General features: G+C 65.0%; 18 protein-coding genes. 5 read left to right on the top strand and 13 right to left on the bottom strand.

Features of this window, described 5'->3' with window-relative positions; genetic code table 11:
- Window positions 1–257 precede the first annotated feature (257 nt).
- Window positions 258–1,760, top strand: a complete 1,503-nt coding sequence (gene ppx / locus B4M43_RS10680) for an exopolyphosphatase (protein WP_296266811.1) — start codon at window positions 258–260, stop codon at window positions 1,758–1,760.
- Here ppx and ppk1 read toward each other — a convergent pair.
- Both ppk1 and hemB read right to left on the bottom strand, forming a co-directional pair.
- Complete coding sequence (ppk1, locus tag B4M43_RS10685) at window positions 1,747–3,972, bottom strand: polyphosphate kinase 1 (RefSeq protein WP_296266813.1); 2,226 nt, start codon at window positions 3,970–3,972, stop codon at window positions 1,747–1,749. The two genes, ppx and ppk1, sit on opposite strands and share 14 nt — an antisense overlap.
- 45 nt (window positions 3,973–4,017) lie before the next feature.
- Entirely contained in the window at window positions 4,018–5,028 is a 1,011-nt protein-coding gene (hemB, locus tag B4M43_RS10690) for a porphobilinogen synthase (RefSeq protein WP_296266814.1), read from the bottom strand.
- Between the two features lie 208 nt (window positions 5,029–5,236).
- On the opposite strand from hemB, the gene B4M43_RS10695 reads away from it, so the two are divergent.
- Both B4M43_RS10695 and elbB read left to right on the top strand, forming a co-directional pair.
- Window positions 5,237–5,884, top strand: coding sequence for a DedA family protein (locus tag B4M43_RS10695; protein WP_296266815.1), 648 nt, complete (start codon window positions 5,237–5,239; stop codon window positions 5,882–5,884).
- 74 nt (window positions 5,885–5,958) lie between these two features.
- On the top strand, window positions 5,959–6,627 hold the full coding sequence (gene elbB, locus B4M43_RS10700; protein ID WP_296266816.1) for an isoprenoid biosynthesis glyoxalase ElbB: 669 nt from the start codon (window positions 5,959–5,961) through the stop codon (window positions 6,625–6,627).
- Between the two features lie 52 nt (window positions 6,628–6,679).
- Here elbB and B4M43_RS10705 read toward each other — a convergent pair whose 3' ends face one another.
- The gene (locus B4M43_RS10705) at window positions 6,680–7,132 is read right to left on the bottom strand and encodes a YaiI/YqxD family protein (RefSeq protein WP_296266817.1); all 453 of its coding nucleotides are present in this window, start codon (window positions 7,130–7,132) and stop codon (window positions 6,680–6,682) included.
- A 423-nt stretch (window positions 7,133–7,555) separates the two neighbouring features.
- Here B4M43_RS10705 and B4M43_RS10710 point away from each other — a divergent pair, with 423 nt between their 5' ends.
- Complete coding sequence (locus B4M43_RS10710; protein ID WP_296266818.1) at window positions 7,556–8,440, top strand: RHS repeat-associated core domain-containing protein; 885 nt, start codon at window positions 7,556–7,558, stop codon at window positions 8,438–8,440.
- 405 nt (window positions 8,441–8,845) lie between these two features.
- Here B4M43_RS10710 and B4M43_RS10715 read toward each other — a convergent pair whose 3' ends face one another.
- The 6 genes from B4M43_RS10715 to B4M43_RS10740 all read right to left on the bottom strand — a co-directional run bounded on the left by B4M43_RS10715 (window position 8,846) and on the right by B4M43_RS10740 (window position 14,978).
- Complete coding sequence (locus B4M43_RS10715; protein WP_296266819.1) at window positions 8,846–10,285, bottom strand: efflux transporter outer membrane subunit; 1,440 nt, start codon at window positions 10,283–10,285, stop codon at window positions 8,846–8,848.
- Window positions 10,282–11,157: an HlyD family secretion protein gene (locus B4M43_RS10720; RefSeq protein ID WP_296266820.1), complete on the bottom strand. Its 876-nt coding sequence runs from the start codon at window positions 11,155–11,157 to the stop codon at window positions 10,282–10,284. The genes B4M43_RS10715 and B4M43_RS10720 overlap by 4 nt, the downstream gene beginning before the upstream one ends.
- Window positions 11,154–11,366, bottom strand: a complete 213-nt coding sequence (locus B4M43_RS10725) for a DUF1656 domain-containing protein (RefSeq protein ID WP_296266823.1) — start codon at window positions 11,364–11,366, stop codon at window positions 11,154–11,156. The genes B4M43_RS10720 and B4M43_RS10725 overlap by 4 nt, the downstream gene beginning before the upstream one ends.
- The gene (locus tag B4M43_RS10730) at window positions 11,363–13,450 is read right to left on the bottom strand and encodes an FUSC family protein (RefSeq protein ID WP_296266824.1); all 2,088 of its coding nucleotides are present in this window, start codon (window positions 13,448–13,450) and stop codon (window positions 11,363–11,365) included. The genes B4M43_RS10725 and B4M43_RS10730 overlap by 4 nt, the downstream gene beginning before the upstream one ends.
- A complete protein-coding gene (locus tag B4M43_RS10735; protein ID WP_296266825.1) occupies window positions 13,447–13,884 on the bottom strand; it encodes a MarR family winged helix-turn-helix transcriptional regulator in 438 nt (145 codons plus the stop codon). Before B4M43_RS10735 ends, B4M43_RS10730 begins: the two co-directional genes overlap by 4 nt.
- A 293-nt stretch (window positions 13,885–14,177) precedes the next feature.
- Window positions 14,178–14,978 (bottom strand): tetratricopeptide repeat protein, encoded by an 801-nt coding sequence (locus B4M43_RS10740; protein WP_296266826.1) that lies wholly within the window; start codon window positions 14,976–14,978, stop codon window positions 14,178–14,180.
- A gap of 212 nt (window positions 14,979–15,190) precedes the next feature.
- On the opposite strand from B4M43_RS10740, the gene B4M43_RS10745 reads away from it, so the two are divergent.
- Window positions 15,191–15,748, top strand: a complete 558-nt coding sequence (locus B4M43_RS10745; RefSeq protein WP_296266828.1) for a WYL domain-containing protein — start codon at window positions 15,191–15,193, stop codon at window positions 15,746–15,748.
- Window positions 15,749–15,764: 16 nt separating this feature from the next.
- Here B4M43_RS10745 and B4M43_RS10750 read toward each other — a convergent pair whose 3' ends face one another.
- The 4 genes from B4M43_RS10750 to B4M43_RS10765 all read right to left on the bottom strand — a co-directional run bounded on the left by B4M43_RS10750 (window position 15,765) and on the right by B4M43_RS10765 (window position 19,519).
- A complete protein-coding gene (locus B4M43_RS10750) occupies window positions 15,765–16,628 on the bottom strand; it encodes an ABC transporter permease (protein ID WP_296266830.1) in 864 nt (287 codons plus the stop codon).
- 84 nt (window positions 16,629–16,712) lie between these two features.
- Complete coding sequence (locus tag B4M43_RS10755; protein WP_296266832.1) at window positions 16,713–17,576, bottom strand: ABC transporter ATP-binding protein; 864 nt, start codon at window positions 17,574–17,576, stop codon at window positions 16,713–16,715.
- Window positions 17,577–17,582: 6 nt separating this feature from the next.
- Complete coding sequence (locus B4M43_RS10760) at window positions 17,583–18,602, bottom strand: ABC transporter substrate-binding protein (protein ID WP_296266834.1); 1,020 nt, start codon at window positions 18,600–18,602, stop codon at window positions 17,583–17,585.
- 17 nt (window positions 18,603–18,619) lie between these two features.
- Window positions 18,620–19,519: a TauD/TfdA dioxygenase family protein gene (locus B4M43_RS10765; RefSeq protein ID WP_296266835.1), complete on the bottom strand. Its 900-nt coding sequence runs from the start codon at window positions 19,517–19,519 to the stop codon at window positions 18,620–18,622.
- Window positions 19,520–19,956 lie beyond the last annotated feature (437 nt).

A 19,956-nucleotide genomic window follows, 5' to 3' on the forward strand; every position in this document is an offset into this window, starting at 1 on the left:
CGGAAGTAACGTCCGATTGACTGTGGCTATCGCGGTGCAAGACCGGACGAATCAAGCGTTCGCACGGTTGTCATAGCCTAGACTTCATGTTCTTTCGCCCAGACGAAGGGACGGATGTGCCCGCTGGCACGCACGGCGCCGAACCGCGCGCAGGCCCGCATGCGCTTGCCCTGCATCAAGGCCCGGTGCATGGCGCGTTGGCGAAGGCCGACGATCGTGGCACGATTGCCGAGTTACCGACCGAGAATTCCCAGATCATGCCGCATAAAAACGCGAAGAGCTTGTCGTTGATCGCCGCCATCGACCTCGGCTCCAACAGTTTCCACATGGTAGTGGCCAAGGCACACCATACCGAGATCCGCATTCTCGAAAGGCTGGGCGAAAAGGTGCAGCTCGCCGCCGGCATCAGCGAGGAGCGCCTGCTCAGCGAAGAGGCCATGGAACGCGGTCTGGAGTGCCTCAAGCGCTTCGCCCAACTGATTCATGGCATGCCGCCGGGATCGGTGCGCATCGTCGGCACCAACGCCCTGCGCGAAGCGCGCAACCGGGCGGTGTTCATCCAGCGCGCCGAAGCCATCCTCGGCCACCCGGTGGAAGTGATCTCCGGCCGCGAGGAGGCGCGCCTCATCTATCTGGGCGTGTCCCACACCCTGGCCGACACCCCCGGCAAGCGCCTGGTCGCCGACATCGGCGGCGGCAGCACCGAGTTCATCATCGGCCAGCGCTTCGAGCCGCTGCTGCGCGAAAGCCTGCAGATGGGCTGCGTGAGTTTCACCCAGCGCTATTTCCGCGACGGCAAGATCACCCCGGCGCGCTATGCCCAGGCCTACACCGCCGCGCGCCTGGAGCTGATGAGCATCGAGAACGCCCTGCACCGTCTGACCTGGGACGAAGCCATCGGCTCGTCGGGCACCATCCGCGCCATCGCCACGGCCATCAAGGCCGCCGGGCAAGGCAGCGGCGAAGTCAACGCCGATGGCCTGGCCTGGCTCAAGCGCAAACTGTTCAAGCTCGGCGACATCGACAAGATCGACTTCGACGGCGTGAAGCCCGACCGCCGTACGATCTTCCCCGCAGGCCTGGCGATTCTCGAAGCGATCTTCGACGCCTTGGAACTGGCGCGCATGGAGCACTGCGACGGCGCCCTGCGCGAAGGCGTGCTGTTCGACCTGCTAGGGCGTCACCATCACGAAGACGTACGCGAGCGCACCCTCAATTCGTTGATGGAGCGCTACCACGTCGACCAGGACCAAGCGGCGCGCGTCGAGCGCAAAGCGCTGCACGCCTTCGACCAGGTCGCCGGTGCCTGGCGACTGGAAGACGGCAACTGGCGCGACCTGCTCGGCTGGGCGGCGAAAGTGCATGAGGTGGGCTTGGACATCGCCCACTACCACTACCATAAGCACGGCGCCTATCTGATCGAGCACTCGGACCTGGCCGGCTTCTCCCGCGAAGACCAGCAGATGCTGGCCCTGCTGGTGCGCGGCCATCGGCGCAACATCCCCAAGGACCGCTTCGCCGATTTCGGCGATGACAGCCTGCAATTGATTCGCCTGTGCGTGCTGCTGCGCTTCGCCATCCTGTTCCACCACATCCGTGGCACGCAGCAAATGCCGACCGTCACGCTCCAGGCGGGTGAGCGCAGTCTGGAAGTGATCTTCCCGGAAGGCTGGCTGGAACAGCACCCGCTGACCCAGGCCGACTTCGCCAACGAGGCGCAGTGGCTGACCCGGGTAGGCTTCGACCTCAGCGTACGTTGAGGACCGGGTTGCTCAGGCGCTCCAGCAGGGTCGCCTGGGCATTGCGCGAGTTCTGGTTGCCGGTCGGCGTGCTGCGCACGTAGCGCCCGTCCGGCTGCAAGGCCCAGGCGTGGGTGTTGTCGGTCAGGTAGCTTTCCAGCTCCTTCTTCACCCGCAGCAGCAGCTTCTTGCCCTCCACCGGGAAGCAGGTCTCGACGCGCTTGTCGAGGTTGCGCTCCATCCAGTCGGCACTGGACAGGTAGATCTGCTCTTCCCCGCCATTGAGGAAGTAGAACACCCGCGTGTGTTCCAGGAAGCGGCCGATGATCGAGCGCACATGGATGTTATGCGACACACCCGGGATGCCCGGCCGCAGGCAGCACATGCCACGCACCACCAGGTCGATGCGCACACCGGACTGGCTGGCCTTGTACAGCGCCTTGATGACTTTGGCGTCGGTCAGGGAGTTGAACTTGGCGATGATGTGCGCCGGTTTGCCGTCCAGGGCGAACTGGGTTTCCCGGGCGATCATGTCGAGCATGCCCTTCTTCAGGGTGAAGGGCGCGTGCAGGAGCTTCTTCATGCGCAGCGTCTTGCCCATGCCGATCAACTGGCTGAACAGTTTGCCGACGTCTTCGGTCAGCGCCGCATCGGAGGTGAGCATGCTGTAGTCGGTGTACAGGCGGGCGTTGCCGGCGTGGTAGTTGCCGGTGCCCAAATGCGCATAGCGGACGATGTCGCCCTGCTCGCGGCGCAGGATGAGCATCATCTTGGCGTGGGTCTTGAAACCGACTACGCCGTAGATCACCACCGCGCCGGCCGCTTGCAGGCGGCTGGCCATCTGCAGGTTGGACTCCTCGTCGAAGCGCGCGCGCAGCTCGATCACCGCGGTGACTTCCTTGCCGTTGCGCGCGGCATCGACTAACGCATCGACGATTTCCGAGTTGGCGCCGCTGCGGTACAAGGTCTGGCGCACCGCCAGCACGTGCGGGTCTTTGGCGGCCTGGCGCAGCAGGTCGACCACTGGGGTGAAGGATTCGAACGGGTGCATCAGCAGCACGTCCTGCTTGCTGATGACGCTGAAGATGTTGTCGGCGTTCTGCAGGATCTTCGGAATCGCCGGGGTGAACGGGACGTATTGCAGCTCCGGGTGGCTGTCCAGCCCGGTGATGCTGAACAGGCGGGTCAGGTTGACCGGGCCGTTGACCTGGTACAGCTCGCTTTCGCTCAGGTTGAATTGCTTGAGCAGGTAGTCGGACAGGTGTTTGGGACAGGTGTCGGCCACTTCCAGACGCACCGCATCGCCGTAGCGACGCGAGAACAGCTCGCCGCGCAGGGCACGGGCCAGGTCGTCGACGTCTTCGGAGTCCAGCGCCAGGTCGGCGTTGCGGGTCAGGCGGAACTGGTAGCAGCCCTTGACCTTCATGCCCTGGAACAGGTCGTCGGCGTGGGCGTGGATCATCGACGACAGGAACACGTGGTTGGCGCCCGTGCCGCCGACCTCTTCCGGTACGCGGATCACCCGCGGCAGCAGGCGCGGCGCCGGAATGATCGCCAGGCCCGAGTCGCGGCCGAAGGCATCGACCCCTTCCAGCTCGACGATGAAGTTCAGGCTTTTGTTCACCAGCAACGGGAACGGGTGCGTTGGATCGAGACCGATGGGCGTGATGATCGGCGCGATCTCGTCGCGAAAGTACCGGCGTACCCAGCTTTTCAGCTTGGGCGTCCAGTAACGGCGGCGGATGAAGCGGATCTGGTGCTTTTCCATTTCCGGCAGCAGCACGTCGTTGAGGATGGCGTACTGCCGATCCACTTCGAAGTGCACCAGCTCGCTGATGCGCGCCAGGGCCTGGTGCGGTTGCAGGCCGTCGGCGCCGGCCAGCTCACGGGCGAAGGTGATCTGCTTCTTCAGGCCCGCCACGCGAATCTCGAAGAACTCGTCGAGGTTGCTGGAGAAGATCAACAGGAACTTGAGGCGCTCGAGCAGCGGATAGCTTTCGTCCAGCGCCTGTTCCAGCACGCGGATGTTGAACTGCAGCTGCGAGAGCTCGCGATGAATGTACAGGCTGCTGTCGTCCAGGCTCGGCACGCTGATCACCGGCGCGGGTACCGTTGCGGCGGCCTCCACGACCGGCTCGGGGGCCGGCGTCAGGTCCGGTGGGGTCTGCGTGAGTTCTTCGGGAACGGCTCGCGCGCCTTTGGATTCGACCATGCTTGGCACTTCATTATTCATCGGTAGTTCCTGTGAGACGGCCCGTGGGGTCGCGCCGGTGCGGGCTTACTGCCCTCTGAGCAATTGCGCCGCACGCACGGCGAAGTAGGTCAGGATGCCATCGGCCCCTGCGCGTTTGAAAGCGGTCAGCGACTCGAGGATCACCGCCTCGCTGAGCCAGCCGTTGTCAATGGCGCCCTGGTGCATGGCGTACTCGCCGCTGACCTGGTAGACGAAGGTCGGCACCTTGAACTCGGTCTTGACCCGGTGAACGATGTCCAGGTACGGCATACCCGGTTTGACCATGACCATGTCGGCGCCTTCGGCCAGGTCCGTGGCCACTTCGTGCAGGGCCTCGTCGCTGTTGGCCGGGTCCATCTGGTACGAAGCCTTGTTGGCCTTGCCCAGGTTCAACGCCGAGCCGACCGCGTCGCGGAACGGGCCGTAGTAGGCGCTGGCGTACTTGGCCGAGTAGGCCATGATGCGCACGTTGACGTGGCCGGCCACTTCCAGGGCTTCGCGGATCGCGCCCAGGCGGCCGTCCATCATGTCCGAGGGCGCCACCACCTGCGCGCCGGCTTCGGCATGGGACAGCGCCTGGCGCACCAGGGCGTCGACGGTGATGTCGTTCTGCACGTAGCCGTCGTCGTCGAGGATGCCGTCCTGGCCATGGGTGGTGAACGGGTCCAGCGCCACGTCGGTGATCACACCCAGTTCGGGGAAGCGCTCACGCAGTGCGCGGGTGGCACGTTGGGCGATGCCGTCCGGGTTCCAGGCTTCGGCGCCATCGAGCGATTTCTTTTCCGTCGGCGTGACGGGGAACAGCGCCAGGGCCGGGATGCCCAGTTCCACCCACTCCTGCGCCGCTTCGAGCAGCAGGTCGATGGACAGACGCTCGACGCCCGGCATGGAGGCGATGCTTTCGCGGCGGTTTTCGCCGTCGAGCACGAACACCGGCAGAATCAGGTCATTGACGGTCAGGACGTTTTCGCGCACCAAGCGGCGGGAGAATTCATCCCGACGGTTACGGCGCAAACGGGTGGCAGGAAACATACGGTTGGCGGGGGTAAAGCTCACGGCAGACTCCTGAGCCCGCACAGGCGGGCGGCGCGACAGTTATAGGCGGCCATTATGACCCCTGCATGACAGGGAAGGACAACCCTGCGACTTGTGGACGCATGCCGCAAGCGTGTAGGAAATGTTCACGTCAGGACACATTTGGACACTTTCCCCCACGGCCACTAAGGGGTAGGCTGCGCGTTCATTTCGCCAGCACCCCCACGCCATGCTTCAACAATTCCTGCACGATTTTGGCTACTTTGCCCTATTTCTCGGCACGTTTTTTGAAGGCGAGACCATCCTGGTGCTTGCGGGATTCCTTGCGTTCCGCGGTTACATGGACATCAGCTGGGTAGTGGTGGTTGCGTTCTTCGGCAGCTACGCCGGCGACCAGCTGTGGTACTTCATGGGCCGTCGCCACGGCCGCGCCATCCTGGCGCGCAAGCCGCGCTGGCAGGCCATGGGCGACAAGGCGCTGGACCACATCCGCCGCCATCCCGACATCTGGGTGCTGAGTTTCCGCTTCGTCTACGGCCTGCGCACGGTCATGCCGGTGGCCATCGGCCTGTCGGGCTATCCGCCGCGCCGCTACCTGCTGCTCAACGGCATCGGCGCCGCAGTGTGGGCGCTGGCGCTGGGCGCGGCGGCCTATCACTTCGGCGCCATCCTCGAAGGGCTGCTGGGCAACGTGAAGAAGTATGAGCTGTGGGTGCTCGGCACCCTGCTGGTGCTGGGCCTGGGGCTGTGGATACGTCGCTACCTGCGCAACCAGCGGGCCGAGCGCGCCGAACGTGCCGCCGCGGCCCTCGCCGCACAGGCCGAAGACACTCGCCCCAAGCGCCCCGACGCGGATGCCGAGCACGGGCAGCGCTGAGCGCGCGACTGAACACCCTTAGGCGTTTGCGTTCCAACGGGATACAGTCAGCGGCCCGTCCCGGAGATAAAAACATGAGCAAAAAAGTTGCGGTGATCCTGTCCGGCTGCGGCGTCTACGACGGCGCCGAGATCCAGGAGAGCGTCATCACCCTGCTGCGCCTCGACCAACGCGGCGCCCACGTGCAGTGCTTCGCGCCGAACGTGGCGCAGATGCACGTGATCGACCACCTCACCGGTGAAGAAATGGCCGAAACCCGCAACGTACTGGTGGAGTCGGCGCGCATCGCCCGTGGCGAGGTCAAGGACCTGCGCGAGGCCAAGGTGGAAGACTTCGACGCGTTGATCGTGCCCGGCGGCTTCGGCGCTGCGAAGAACCTGTCGGACTTCGCCGTCAAAGGCACCGAATGCACGGTTCACCCCGACGTCCTGCACGTCGCCGAGGCCTTCGCCGCGGCCAACAAGCCGGTGGGGCTGATCTGCATCTCCCCTGCCCTGGCCGCCAAGATCTATGGGCCTGGCGTGGTGTGCACCATCGGCAATGACCCGGGCACCAGCGAAGCCGTGGTGAAAATGGGCGGCACCCACGAAGAGTGCGACGTGCACGACATCGTCGAAGACGTGCAGCGTAAGTTGGTGACCACGCCGGCTTACATGGTCGCCACCAACATCAGCGATGCGGCCAGCGGCATCTATAAACTGGTCGACCGGGTATTGGAAATCACCCACGAAGGCGATCAGTAACGCTTTCCCTCCGGCAGACCTATTACCCCTTTCTTTGCGGGCCTAGGCCCGCTCAGCCTTTGGTGAGACGCGTCAACAGCCGGTCCAGTGCATTGGCGAAGGCCTGTTTGTCGCGCTCGCCATAAGGCGCTTGCCCTCCCCCTACCTGGCCCAACTCGCGCAACTCGGTGAACAGGTTGCGCGCCGCCAACCGATCGCCCATGTTGCGCTCGTCGAACTCGCGGCCCCGTGGGTCGAGCGCCGCAATGCCCTTCTTGACCAAACGGTCGGCCAACGGCACGTCGCTGCAGATCACCAATTCGCCCGGTTCGGCATGCTCCACCAGGTAATCGTCGGCCGCGTCCGGGCCGCTGGGCACCACGATCAGTTGCACGATGGCGAACGCGGGCTTGGCGACAGCCTGGCCGGCCACCATGATCACCTGCAGCTGGCGCTTGAGAGCAAACTTGACCACCAGGTCGCGGGCGGGGCGGGGGCAGGCGTCGGCGTCGATCCAGATGCGCATGGGGCGTTTCTTCTTTGTTGAGCGAATGGGATGGGCATTATGGCGCTTTACCGTTTGATCGCATCGCACTGCTCACCCGCATCTACACGAAGGTCACGGATGTTCGCCGTGCAACATTCAGGAAGCTCGTCAGGTGCCAGCGCTCACAAATCGCCCGGGCCAGCGGTCTGTCAGTAGCAACGATCAGGCGCTACTCGAACGCTTAGTCCGGCGACAAGGAGGATCAGGGCTTTCACACCATCATCGCCTCAGCTTGAAGCGGCGGCGGGTTTGCTCGGCAAGGAAAAGCGCTTATTCGATGCCCACTCAGCGCAATGACCCGTCTTAACACGCCATCTTCCTTAACTATTAATTTTGCCAGTTGATCACTCGAGTGTTGGAACTCACACTCGAATCGGGTACCCCTGGCGTCAGGAAAATTCGATGATACCGTCAAAAAAAACGTATTTATTTTACGAAGATGGTCTGCTGAAGACAGGCCTGAGTGGCCTATCCTACCGGGGCATATTTCGCCACCAGACCCAGTTGTTAGCAGAGGTTTCCATTACCGACGAAGCCCAGATTCTACTGCCATTAGTTGATCAAAAGCATTCGGTCGAGGGCGCGCATATTGACTCAACCACGCGCGCGTTCGCCTACACGCCCTTTGGCCACAATCCAGAAACCCCAAAAGACACCTTGCTTGCCTTTAATGGAGAACCGTGCGAGCGCTTTTCTCAACTGTATCTGCTAGGCCAGGGGTATCGGGCTTTCAACACGCGCCTCATGCGCTTCCACTCCCCGGACAGTTTAAGTCCGTTCGCACCGTATTGCACGAACAGCTATGCGTATTGCCTGGGTGACCCTATAAACTTTTCAGATCCATCCGGGCACATGCCGAAGGCAACAAAAGGCCGGGCTCCAAAATACGGAAGCCATTCAACAAATCCCATACGCCCACCACACCCTACACATTCACCAAGCCCTGCAAACCCAGCAAATCCCGTAAGTCCAGCAAGCCCCATAAACTACACAAGCCCTATAGGAAATTTATATTTAGAAAAAACCGTGGAAAGACTTGTACGTCCCCGCAAACTAGAGATCGCCTACAGTGCTAATATTAACCGTCTCTTTGCCCACATACCTGGACCGTTAAATCCAGATTTCCAAACCGTGTTAGACAGACCCGTGGCACCCTTCCCCCCAACACCAAACGATGCTCTCATCGACAGAATGTTTGCTCACATACCTGGATCGTCACACGTGGATAAACGCGCAACTGATCGCGCTCACATGTCTAAAAGTGTCACGCAAATCCGCAATCAATGACAGGTACTTAAGTTCCCGTGATGCCTCTCATTCCCAATGACAGGCTGTTTATCCGAACCGTGCAAGCGTCTTATATACTGGGTAGTACGTGCGATGGGTGTACTGTATGTGGCTCCGTCGATTGAAGGCATGGACGAAAAACCTCCTATCCAACACTGCGAATAGCGATGTTGTTTCGTAGCGTTTGTAATCCTGAGTGCGAGTGAGCGGTTTGTCTGGACATGAGGCAAGCCTGGCTGGCATCTTCGGGCTTGGATCGTAGGGCCTGTTTGACCACACGGCGGCGCCGGTCATGCTGCGAGGCCCGCCTGAGCGACCTCTGCAAAATAGAACGCTGTTATGCAGAAAAGAACTTCCTTGACGTCGACGCTGCACATCGAGCCGCCCCAATGTCAGCGTCGAATTCTATTCTTTCTCTGGTGCTTCCGTTCCATCCTGCGCGTGCTCCCACCCCCCACCCAACGCCAAAAACACCCCTACCTGCCCCATCGCCACCTGCGCATCGGCCGCCGCCAACTGCGCGCGCATGTCGGTGTAGGTGCGCGTCGCCTGCAAATCCGCCAGGAACGACGCCCGCCCCGCCTCATAGAACCGGTGCGTCTGGTCCGCCGCATCCTTGGCCGAGCGTTCTGCATCCCTCAACGCCTCGCGCCGCTCCAGCAAGGCGCTGTACTGCGCCAGGCGGGTCTGGGTTTCGCGGACGGCGTTGAGCACCACGCCGTCGAAGTGGGCCAGCGCGCCCTGGGTCGAGGCTTCGGCTTCGCGGATGCGGGCGCGGGTGGTGTTGGTGGGAATCGTCCAGCTCACTTGCGGGCCGAAGCCCCAGCGGTTGGTCGAAGGTTCGCCGAGGTTCTCGACCAGGCCGATGGTGCCGATCTGCGCGCCGAAGCTGATGTCCGGGTACAGCGCACCGGTGGCGACGCCGATGTTGGCCGTGGCCGCCGCCAGTTGGCGCTCGGCCTGGCGCACGTCGGGGCGGCGTTTGAGCAGCGCGGCGCCGTCGCCGACCGGGATCAGCTGAGTCAGTTGCGGTAGTTCGGCGCACTCGGCGACGCCGGCCGGCAACTGCTCGACCGGCTTGGCCAGCAATGCCGCCAGCGTGTACAGCCCGGCCTCGTGCTCGGCCTTGAAGCGTGGCAGCTCGGCGCGCAGCGACTTGAACTGGGTCTGCGAACGGGTGACCTGGGTTTCGTCGCCGCGGCCGGCGTCGCGCAGGCGCTGGTTGAGCTGCACGCTCTGCTCCTGCAAGTCCAGCGACTCGCGGGCGATGTGGTATTCCTCGTTGGCCGAGCACACCTGCGTGTAGGCCTTGACCACATCGGCCACCAGGGTGACGCGTGCCGTGTCGGCTGCGGCCTGCACCGCATCGGCGTTGGCCTTGGCCGCTTCGGTGCCGCGTTTGAAGGTGCCCCACAGGTCGAACTGATACGACGCGCTGATCACGGCATCGGCAACGTTGCCGACCGGCACCTTTTCCGGTTGGAGGAAGGCCTCGCCGGACTCCTGCAAACGCTGCGCGCCCAGCTTCACACCGCCTTCGAAACCACCGCGGCCTTCTGCCACTTCCACCTGCGCGCGCGCCTTGGCGATGTTCGCCGCCGCCACGCGCAGGTCGGTGTTGGCCGCCAGGGCCTGCCGCACCAGCGTATCCAAATGGCGGTCCTTATACAGCCGCCACCAGTCTTGCGGCACCGGCGCAGACACCACGCTGTCGGCGTCCTGGCGCAGCGGTCCGTTGAGGTCGCCGCGCTGCACGGCGGCGCCCTTGGGCAATTCGTAGTCCGGGCCGACCGTGGCACAGGCCGCCAGCGAGGCGGCCAGACCCAACACGATCCACTGTTTCATGGCCGCTGCCCCTCGACGATCGATACGGTAGCGGTACGCCCGGCGATCATGCGGAAATCCGCCGGCACCTCGTCGAAGGCGATGCGCACCGGAATGCGCTGGGCCAGGCGCACCCAGCTGAACGCCGGGTTGACGTTGGGCAAGAGGTTGGCGCCGCTGCTGCGGTCGCGGTCTTCGATGCCGGCGGCCAGGCTCTGCACGTGGCCGCGAAGGGGCGTGGCGTCGCCCATCACGCGGATGTCCACGGCATCGCCAACGCGGATGCCGCTGAGCTTGGTTTCCTCGAAATAGCCATCGACGTGGTAAGAGGCGCTGTCGACCACCGCCAGCACCGCACGCCCGGCGGTGACGAACTCGTGGGCACGCGGCGCGCGGTCGTTCAGGTAGCCGTCGACCGGGCTGCGGATCACCGAACGGTCGAGGTTGAGCTGTGCCGAGTCGACCGCCACTTGGGCTTCGTTGACCGCCGAGCGGGCGCGGGCTTCGCGCGACTGGCTCTCTTCGAGCTGTTCGGCGGCGACCAGGTTGCCCAGCTTGCGGTTGCGGCGGGTTTCGCGCGCGGCCTGGGCCAGGGTCTCCTGGCGCTCGCCGAGGGTCGCCTGGGCCTGGCGCAGGGCCAGGCGGAAGCGGTCCTGGTCGATGGTGAACAGCACGTCGCCGCGCTTGATCACCTGGTTGTCGCGCACCTCGACCTTCTGGATCAGGCCGGACACGTCCGGGGCGATCTGGATCACGTCGGCGCGGATGTGCCCGTCGCGGGTCCAGGGGGCGAACAGGTAGTAGTTCACCATCTGCCACACGAGCACGGCGGCGAAGCTCACGACCAGCAAGGTCAGGACCACACGGCCCAAGGTCAGCATTGGTTTTTTCATGGCAGCATCAGGCTTCGGCAAAAGTGGTCGACCGCGCTCAACAGCACGGCATACAAGGCAACGTTGAACAGCGCCCGGTGCCAGACCAGGCGGTAGAAATGCACGCGCACCAGCAGCGCATGCAATCCGAGAAACAGCACGTAGGTGAACACCATCATCACCAGCAGCGTGGGCAGGAACACCCCGCTGACATCGACATCACCGATCACAGCGGCGCTCCATCCAGGCCAGAGGGCAGTTCCAGCGGTTCACTGGGTTCGAGGGTCACTTCCACGCCGGGCAGCAAGGCCAGGCGCAACCCGCTCAGGGCATGCAGCAGGTGCGCACGGGCCTCGCCGCGCTCGTCGCCCGGCTCCAGCACCAGGCGCTGGCGCGCACGCTCCATGTTGCGCAGCAAGGCGGGCGAAGCGTGCAGGCGCTCGCCGGCACGCAGACAGTCGGCGTAATGGCCGCCCACTTCTTCGATGACCGTCAGCAGGCGCTCGCGCGAATCCGGGCCGACCCGCGGCAAGTAGGCCTGCAGGTCGAGCAGGTTCAGCCCCACGCGCAGGTCGCGCAGCGCCACGCCGGTGTCTTGCCCGGTCTGCGCCAGGCGCGGCAAGTGCTGCATCAAACGGTCGAGCATCTGCACGCCGACCTTGCGCTGCTCGGCCAGGGTGGCGGGCGCGGTCATCTCGACGATGTCGCGCCAGGCGAAGCGCGTCATGCGCTTGGCCGCCAGCTCCACACCGAAGGGGCGCAGCACCAGGGTCCAGATGAAGGCGAACAGCAGCCCCACGGGGCCGGCCAGGTTGGCGTTGACGAAGGCCAGGAAATCCGCGTCGTAGGCGCCCTGGATGCTGATGAAGGTGGAGGTGTTGACGATGGTCAGGAGCGTGCCCAGGTAAAAGCGCGGTTGCACGGTCAGGGTGCCGACGCAGATGAACGGCACGGCGAAGGCCAGCACCAGCATGGGAAAGTCGTGCAGGTTCGGCAGCACCAGGAACAGGTACAGGCTGGAAAAGATCACCGACATCATCGTCCAGAAGAAGAAGCGGTAGATCTGCGGCGCCGGGTCGTCCATGGCGGCGAAGAAGCTGCATGCCACGGCGGCGAGAATCACCGCGCTGGCGCCGTCGTGCCAGCCCAGGCCGATCCACAGGCCGCACGCCACCAGGATCGCGGTGAAGGTGGAGAACACCGAATAGAACATCAGCCCGCGGTCGAAGAAGGGCGTCAGACGGGCCAGGCGCCAATGGCGATAGACCGCGCGCCAGGGCGTGGCGTCGTCCTGGCGCAAGGCGTGTTGCAGGGTGCAGCAGTCTTGCCAGAGGTCGACCCACTCGCCCAGGCGGTACAGGGCGTTGGACAGCAGCAGTTGGTCGCGCTGGGCCAAGGCCTGGGGTTCCGGTTGCAGTTGTGCAAGGGTGGCGTGCAAGTCCTTCCAGCGCGCCAGCGAGGGCCGCTCGGCGCTCGCCTGCAACCACTCGCGGGCCTGCGCCAGCGCCGGCAGCAGTTCGACGAAGCGCGCCGGGGCGCGGCTTTCCAGGGCGAGCAAGGCGTCGTCCAAGGCGTCGATCACCGGCAGCAGGTGGATCATACGCCCGCGCAGTTCGCGCACGTTCTTCAGCAGATGCGGGCCAGCGCCTTCATGGCCGAGCTGGCCGATCATGACTTCCAGGCTATTGAACGTGGCGACCATGGTCGCGCGCATGCCGGCCGCCTGTTCGCCGTCGGTATCGCGGGCCAGGTAGTGGTCGCTGTAGCGCTTGGCCTCGGTGAACCAGTTGCCGGTCGAACCGACCACCACCGGCGCCAGGCGCCGCGGCCAGAAGATCGCCCCGACCACGGCGGCGCAGACGATCCCCAGGCAGATCTCCTGGGCCCGCGACGAGGCCACGTCGAACACCGCAGTGGGGTTGTCGACCACCACCAGGGCGATCATCGGCAGGGTGTAGCCGGCCAGCATGAACACGTAGCTGTTGGCGGTGCGCAGGTTGAGCGAGAGGTACAGCAAGGTGCCGGTCCACAGCGCTACGGCCGCGCTCAGCAGCAACGGCGACTGCACCAGCGGCGGCACCAGGAAGATCGCACCGCCTGCCCCGAGCAAGGTGCCCAGGGCGCGGTACAGCGCCTTGGAACTGGTCGGGCCGACGAAGGGGCTTGAGACGATGTACACCGTAGCCATCGCCCAGTAGGGCCGTGGCAATTGCATGAGCAAGGCGATGTACAGAGCGATCATCGAGGCGGCGAAGGTGCGCACGCCGTAAAACCAGTCGCGGGCCGGGGGGACCGAGCTGAAGAAATCCTTCACAGCGCGCCTCCCGCGGTTTCGAAGGCGCGCAGCACACGCAGGGTGGCTTCCAGGTCGGCCTGGTCGATGTCCTTGAGCGCGGCGCGGCGCAGGCGCACCAGTTCCTGCTCGATGGATTCGGCCAGGGTGCGGCCGCTGGCGGTCAGGCTCAGAGCTTTGGCGCGGCGGTCGTGGGGGTCGGCGCTGCGGCGGACCAGGCCGGCGTTGCACAGCTGGTCGAGCAGGCGCACCAGGGAGGGGCCTTCGAGGCCGGCGGCCTGGGCCACGGCCACCTGGTGCACGCCGTCGCCCAGGCGCACGATCATCAGCAACGGCATGGCGCAGGCTTCGGAAATGCCGTAGCCGGTCAACGCGCTGTGGCACAGCCGTCGCCACTGGCGGGCGGCGACGACCATGCCGCTGCTGACATTGAGACGCAGGGAATCGAGATTCATGGGAATAGGGTTTAATTCATAGTTTGCTAACTATTAATATACGCCTGCCCGTCCCCCTGTCGTCAACCGTGGAGGCTGGAGGGTGAAGCGCAGGCGTTGCGTCGTCGAAGGATGAGAGGTCGGAACGAGGGTGTGGGTTCAGGCGAGGTGATGGGCTTTATATGGTACCCGCAGGATCTGGCCGCCATCGTCACCCAGGCTGACCTCTGATTCGCGGGTGGATTGACGCACCAGCCGTCTGCCCCGCTGCGTCAGCGCCAGGGCATCAGGCCTTCACTTGGACGGGCGTACCCTCAGCCTCCTGCCTGGTCCTCCACCGGCGTGCCCCCGGCCCGACGCCTACCCAATTCCATCGCCCGCTCCCGCCAATGCTGCGACCGCGCCGCATTCTCGCGGCTGAAATACAGCGCCAGTTCCTCGGCCGCCTGCACCACCCCCGCCGTGCTGGCCAGCTCCAGCCAGTGCAGCGCAGCCGGCGTATCGACCTCGACCTGCACGCCGTGCAGCAACCGGTAGCCCACCTCGAAACGGCAACGCGCATCGCCCTGCTCGGCCCCGCGCAGGAACCACCGGTAGGCGGCCGGCAGGTCGACGCTCCACGCCTGGTCGCCGTCGCACACCTCTTCTTCGTAGAGATCGCCCAAGGCTGCGGCGGCGTGGGTCATGCCGCATGCGAAGGCATGCTGGTAACAGCCGACGGCATTGGCATAGGAAATGTCCAAGCCTTTGCCGAAGTAATGCTGTTGGCCCAGGTTGAACCAGGCGGTGGCACAGCCTTGCAGCGCCGCCATGCGCAGCAGGTGGTTGGCCAGCAAGGGGTCGGCGCGCCAGTACTTGCCGTTGAGCCAAGCCCAGCCCAGGTCGTTGAGCGCCGCCACGTCCCCTTGCAGGGCGGCATGGCGCAGGTCGCGGTACAGCGCCTGGGGCTCGGCGCCCTCGTCGAGCCGCCGTACCCGCGCGCATCGCACACCCTCGACCGGCAGCCCGACGCCGGCGAACAAGGGCGAGCGACGGCCCAAGCGCGGCGTCATCGGGCTGATGGACAGCGGCAGCAAACGTTCGAGCAGCGAGTGGACATTACTGGCAGGTGACATGTTCATCCCCGTTGAACAGACCGCGACGCAACCCCGACCTCGACTGCGATGGTCACTGATTCTTGCGCGCTGCCGCGACGAAACCTGTCGCGGACGAACCCTGTGCAGGCAACCAAATGGCGGTTACTTGATCTGAGCGAGACGTGGCTAATTGCCATGCCTTCCCGCTGCCGCCATGCTATTGCGGCAAGCCTAGACAAGGACGTTCCAATTTGCCGTTCGCCACGACCCGCGCCACCCTCAGCCGCCAATGGGCGCTGCTGCGACAGTTGCCGAGCCGCTCGCCGGGCATCACCAGCGCCGAACTGGTCGAGAGCCTGCGCGACGTAGGATTCAACGTCAGCAAACGCACCGTCGAGCGCGACCTCAACGAGCTGTCGCTGATTTTCCCGCTCGAGCGCAACGACAAGAGCATCCCGTTCGGCTGGCATTGGTCGGCCACGGCGGGCAGCGAGCTGCGCGGCAGCTTCGACCTGCAAGGCCATCTGCGCACCGATGCCTTGCAGACCGGCGCCGAGCCGGGTCTGGAGCTGCAAGCCTGGATCAGCGACGCCCTGGCCCGGCAACTGCGCCAGGCGCCGTTGAGCGCCGACATGCGCCTCACCGCCCTGGACAACGGCCATCGCCTGCGCGCTACGGTCAGCGACGGCCTGCCGCTGCGCTGGTGGTTGTTGAGCCAGGGCGAAGGGCTGCTGGTGGAGCGGCCGCTCAGCCTGCGCCAGGAAATCGCCCGCACTTTGAGCAGCGCGGCGGCGCGTTACCTGGTGTGAAGGCCGGCACGCTCGCTCAGCGCTGCATGCCCCAGCGCCGCACGGTCCAGCGTTCGAGGGTATTGAACACCAGCCCTTCGACCAGCAAGCCAATGAGGATCACCACCGCCAGCCCCGCGAACACCTTGTCGGTGTACAGCTCGTTGCGGTTCTGGAACACGTACCAGCCCAGCCCGCCCTTGCCGCTGCTGGCGCCGAACACCAGCTCGGCAGCGATCAGCGTGCGCCAGGCGAAGGCCCAGCCGATCTTGAGCCCCGACAGGATCGACGGCAGGGCCGCCGGCACCAGCACGTACAGCACCAGACGCAGACCGCGCAGGCCGTAATTGCGCCCGGCCATGCGCAAGGTCTCCGACACGCCGAGAAAACCTGCGTAGGTATTGAGCGCCAGCGCCCACAGCACCGAATGCACCAGCACGAAGATCAGGCTGCCGTCGCCCAGGCCGAACCACAGCAGCGCCAGCGGCAGCAGGGCGATGGCCGGCAAGGGGTTGAACATCGAGGTCAGGGTGCCGAGCAGGTCGCGGCCCACCTGGGTGGACACCGCCAGGCTGGTCAGGCCGAAGGCCAGCACGATGCCGATCAGGTAGCCCTTGAGCAGCACCACCAAGGATACGGCCACCTTGGCCGGCAGCTCGCCACTGAGCATGCCGTCCCAGAACGCCGCCAGGGTTTGCAGGAAGCTGGGCAGCAGCAGGTCGTTGTCGGTATAGCGGGCGGCGGTTTCCCACAGCAGCGCCAACAGCGCCAGGATCACCGCCTTGCGCAGCCAGCCGTGTTGCCACAGGCGCTGGGCCAAGGGCAGCGGCCGCTCCAGAGGCACGCTGTGCAGCGGCTCCAGAACGTTCTCGAACTCAGAGCGCACGGGTGTGGTGCTCATGTCCGTTGCTCCTTGAATGAAACGGCGATCAGACGGCGCACCCGATCGATTGCATGCAGTGTGGTGGTCATCTTCAGGCTCCCGTCAGTAAGCGATGCGCACGTCGTTGAAACCCAGGCCCGCAGCCGCCTCAGGCGCCTCGCCCTCGTCGAACAGCAATCGGTGGATCTTGCGCGCGCTGGCCTGGAAATCCGCCGCGCCCAGGCTGCCCTGGTGGTATTGGTGGCTGTGCACTTCGGCGCGCACCCGCCCAGGGTGGGGCGAAAGCAGCAGGATGCGGTTGCCCACCACCAGCGCCTCCTCGATGGAGTGGGTGACGAACAGCAAGGTGAAACGCACCTCCTCCCACAGCAGCAGCAACTCTTCCTGCATCTTGCGCCGGGTCAGGGCATCGAGCGCGGCGAACGGCTCGTCCATTAACAGCACCTTGGGTTGGGTGGCCAAGGCCCGGGCGATCGCCACCCGCGCCTTCATGCCGCCCGACAGCGTGTGCGGATAGGCGTCGGCGAAGGCCGCCAAGCCCACCTTGTCGAGGTAGTGCAAGGCGCGCTCTTCAGCCTCGGCGCGCGACAGGCGCCCGGCGATGCGCAGCGGGAAGATCACGTTCTGCTTGACCGTCTGCCAGGGCGGCAACTGGTCGAACTCCTGAAACACCACGATGCGGTCCGGCCCCGGGCCGCGCACCGGTTCGCCCTGCAAGAGGATCTGCCCTTGCTGCGGCGCGATGAAGCCGGCGACCGCCTTGAGCAGGGTCGACTTGCCGCAGCCGGACGGCCCGAGCAACACGAAGCGGTCGGCCTGGTCGACTTCGAAGCTGACCTGGTGCGTGGCGCGCACCACGCGCTGCCCGGTGCGGTATTCGAGGCTGAGGTTGTCCACCGCCAGCAACGGCGGTGTCGAGCGGTGTTCCTGCGTGCTGGCCACGTGGCCTGGCAACGGCGCGTTCATGGGCGATCAGCTCCCTTGCAGGGGTTGGGGGTCTTGGAAGAAGTAGTCCTTCCAGGACTCGGGTTTGTGCTTGAGGGCGCCGATGCGGTACATGAATTCGGCCAGCGGGTAGGTGTTCTTCGGCGTAATGGTGAATTCGTACTTGGGGTTGTCGATCAGGCGGATCAGCGTGTCGCGGTCGATCTTGGCCTTGGTCACGCGGATGTAGGTGTCGGCCGCGGCGGCCTTGTCGTTCTGCGCGAAGCTCGCGGCTTCGGCCAGGGCCTGGACGAAGGCGTGGTAGGTCTTGGGGTTGTCCTTACGGAATTTTTCGGTGGCGAACAGCAGGGTCGGCGAGTTGGGGCCGAGCAGGTCGTAGCTGTCGAGCACCACGTGCACGTTGGGGTTGGCCAGGGCCTGGTCCTGGAACGGCGGGTTGGAGAAATGCCCGTTCAGCTCGGTGCCGCCGGCCAGCAGCGCGGCGGTGGCGTCGGGGTGCGGCACGGCCAGGGTGTAGGCGTCGAGCCGTGCGTATTCCTTGTCGCCCCACTGCTTGGCGGCGGCGTATTGCAGGAAGCGCGACTGCACCGACACACCCACCGCCGGCACTGCGATGCGGTCCTTGGCGGTGAAGTCGGCGATGGTCTTGACCGCGGGGTTGCTGCTCAGCAGGTAGTACGGGAAGTTGCCGAGCGAGGCCACGGCCTTGACGTTCTGCCGGCCCTTGGTGCGGTCCCACACGGTCAGCAGCGGCCCGACGCCGGCACCGGCGATGTCCACCGAGCCGGACAGCAAGGCGTCGTTGACCGCCGAGCCACCGGAGAGCTGCGTCCAGTCGACCTCGATGTCCAGGCCCTCGGCCTTGCCGTACTTCTCGATCAGGTGCTGGTCGCGGACCACGTTGAGCAGCAGGTAGACGATGCCGAACTGTTCGGCGATGCGGATCTTGCCTTCGGCCTGGGCCACGGCGGGCGCGGCGAGGCTGCCGACGAGCAGGCTGGCGCCCAGGCCCAGGCTGGCCGCCAGGCGGGTGATGGAGTTGCGCATGGTGAGAATCCTTGTCGTCAGAACGGGGCATCGCCCTGGATGGTGGTGCGGTAGAGCTTGCGCCGCAGGTGCGCGGGGCAGCCGGTGGCCAGGTGGATCAGCGAGCGGTTGTCCCAGAACACCAGGTCGTGGGGCTGCCAGCGGTGGCGGTAGACGTTCTGCTCCAGCACGCTCAAGGCGTACAGCTGTCGCAGCACGTCGCGGCTCTCGTCGTCGGGCAGGCCGACGATGCGCGTGGTGAAGCCCTCGCTGACGAACAGCGCCTGGCGGCCGGTTTCCGGGTGGGTGCGCACCACCGGGTGGATCACCTCCTGCACCTGCGCCAACTGTTCGGCCGACAGGGTCGGGCGCCAATTGCCGGCGAAACGGTCTTCGGCATAGCGCGCGGTGTAGGAATGCGCCGCCTCGCGGCCCTTGACCACCCGGCGCAGCGCGTCGGGCACCGCGTCCCAGGCTTTGTGCATGTCGGCGAACAAGGTGTCGCCGCCCTCGCTGGGCAGCTCCTGGGCGTGCAGCATCGAGCCCAGGCTCGGCAACGGCTTGTACGACAGGTCCGAGTGCCAGAACTTGCCGGCATCGCCCAGGCCGAGGTTGCGGCCGTCTTCGACGATGTTGGAGACGATGAGGATTTCCGGGTGGTGTTCAAGCAGGAACTGCTTGAGCACGTGGATCTGCAAGGGCCCGAAGCGCCGGCTGAAGGCGATGTGCTGCTCGGGGGTGATGCGCTGGTCGCGCATGACCAGCACGGCGTGGTCCAGGTGGGCACGGTGCAAGCGCTGGAAGTCGGCGGCGTTGAGCGGCTGGCTCAGGTCCAGGCCGAGGACCTCGGCGCCGACCGCGCCGTCGAAGGGCACGATCTGGAAAGGTTGTGGTGGCGCACTGTCGATCGACAGCAGGGCACTCGAAGCGACGGACATGTTTTCACTCCCACGCAGCGCGACATCAGGCGCGCATCGATCAAAAACGCACGGGGGCTTCCCGTGTGGGTTCTGGGTCGTGCGGCGCGCCGATTGGTCGGCAGGTACGCAGTGGGAGGGAATTTAAGGGAATAAGCAGATTTATTTAAATATCTTTATGGAATATCAATAGAGACGACGGCGATTTTCCCCACTCGCCAGTCGGCAGTGGTGCTGCCGTCCAGTCGAGCCAAAACAGCATTACTTGGGGCTGCTCCGCAGCCCATCGCGGCTGAATCGGAATGCCGAACCACCGCTCCCACAGGGTTTCTGAGCCGCATGGCAGATGTCGGACATCCGCCTCCTTTTTTGAGCGCAACTCATGATTTTGTAGGAGCGGCTTCAGCCGCGATGGGCTGCAGAGCAGCCCCAACTGCCTAACTCAACGGCATTGTCTA

The organism is Pseudomonas sp. UBA6562, assembly GCF_002434265.1.
Lineage (GTDB): Bacteria > Pseudomonadota > Gammaproteobacteria > Pseudomonadales > Pseudomonadaceae > Aquipseudomonas.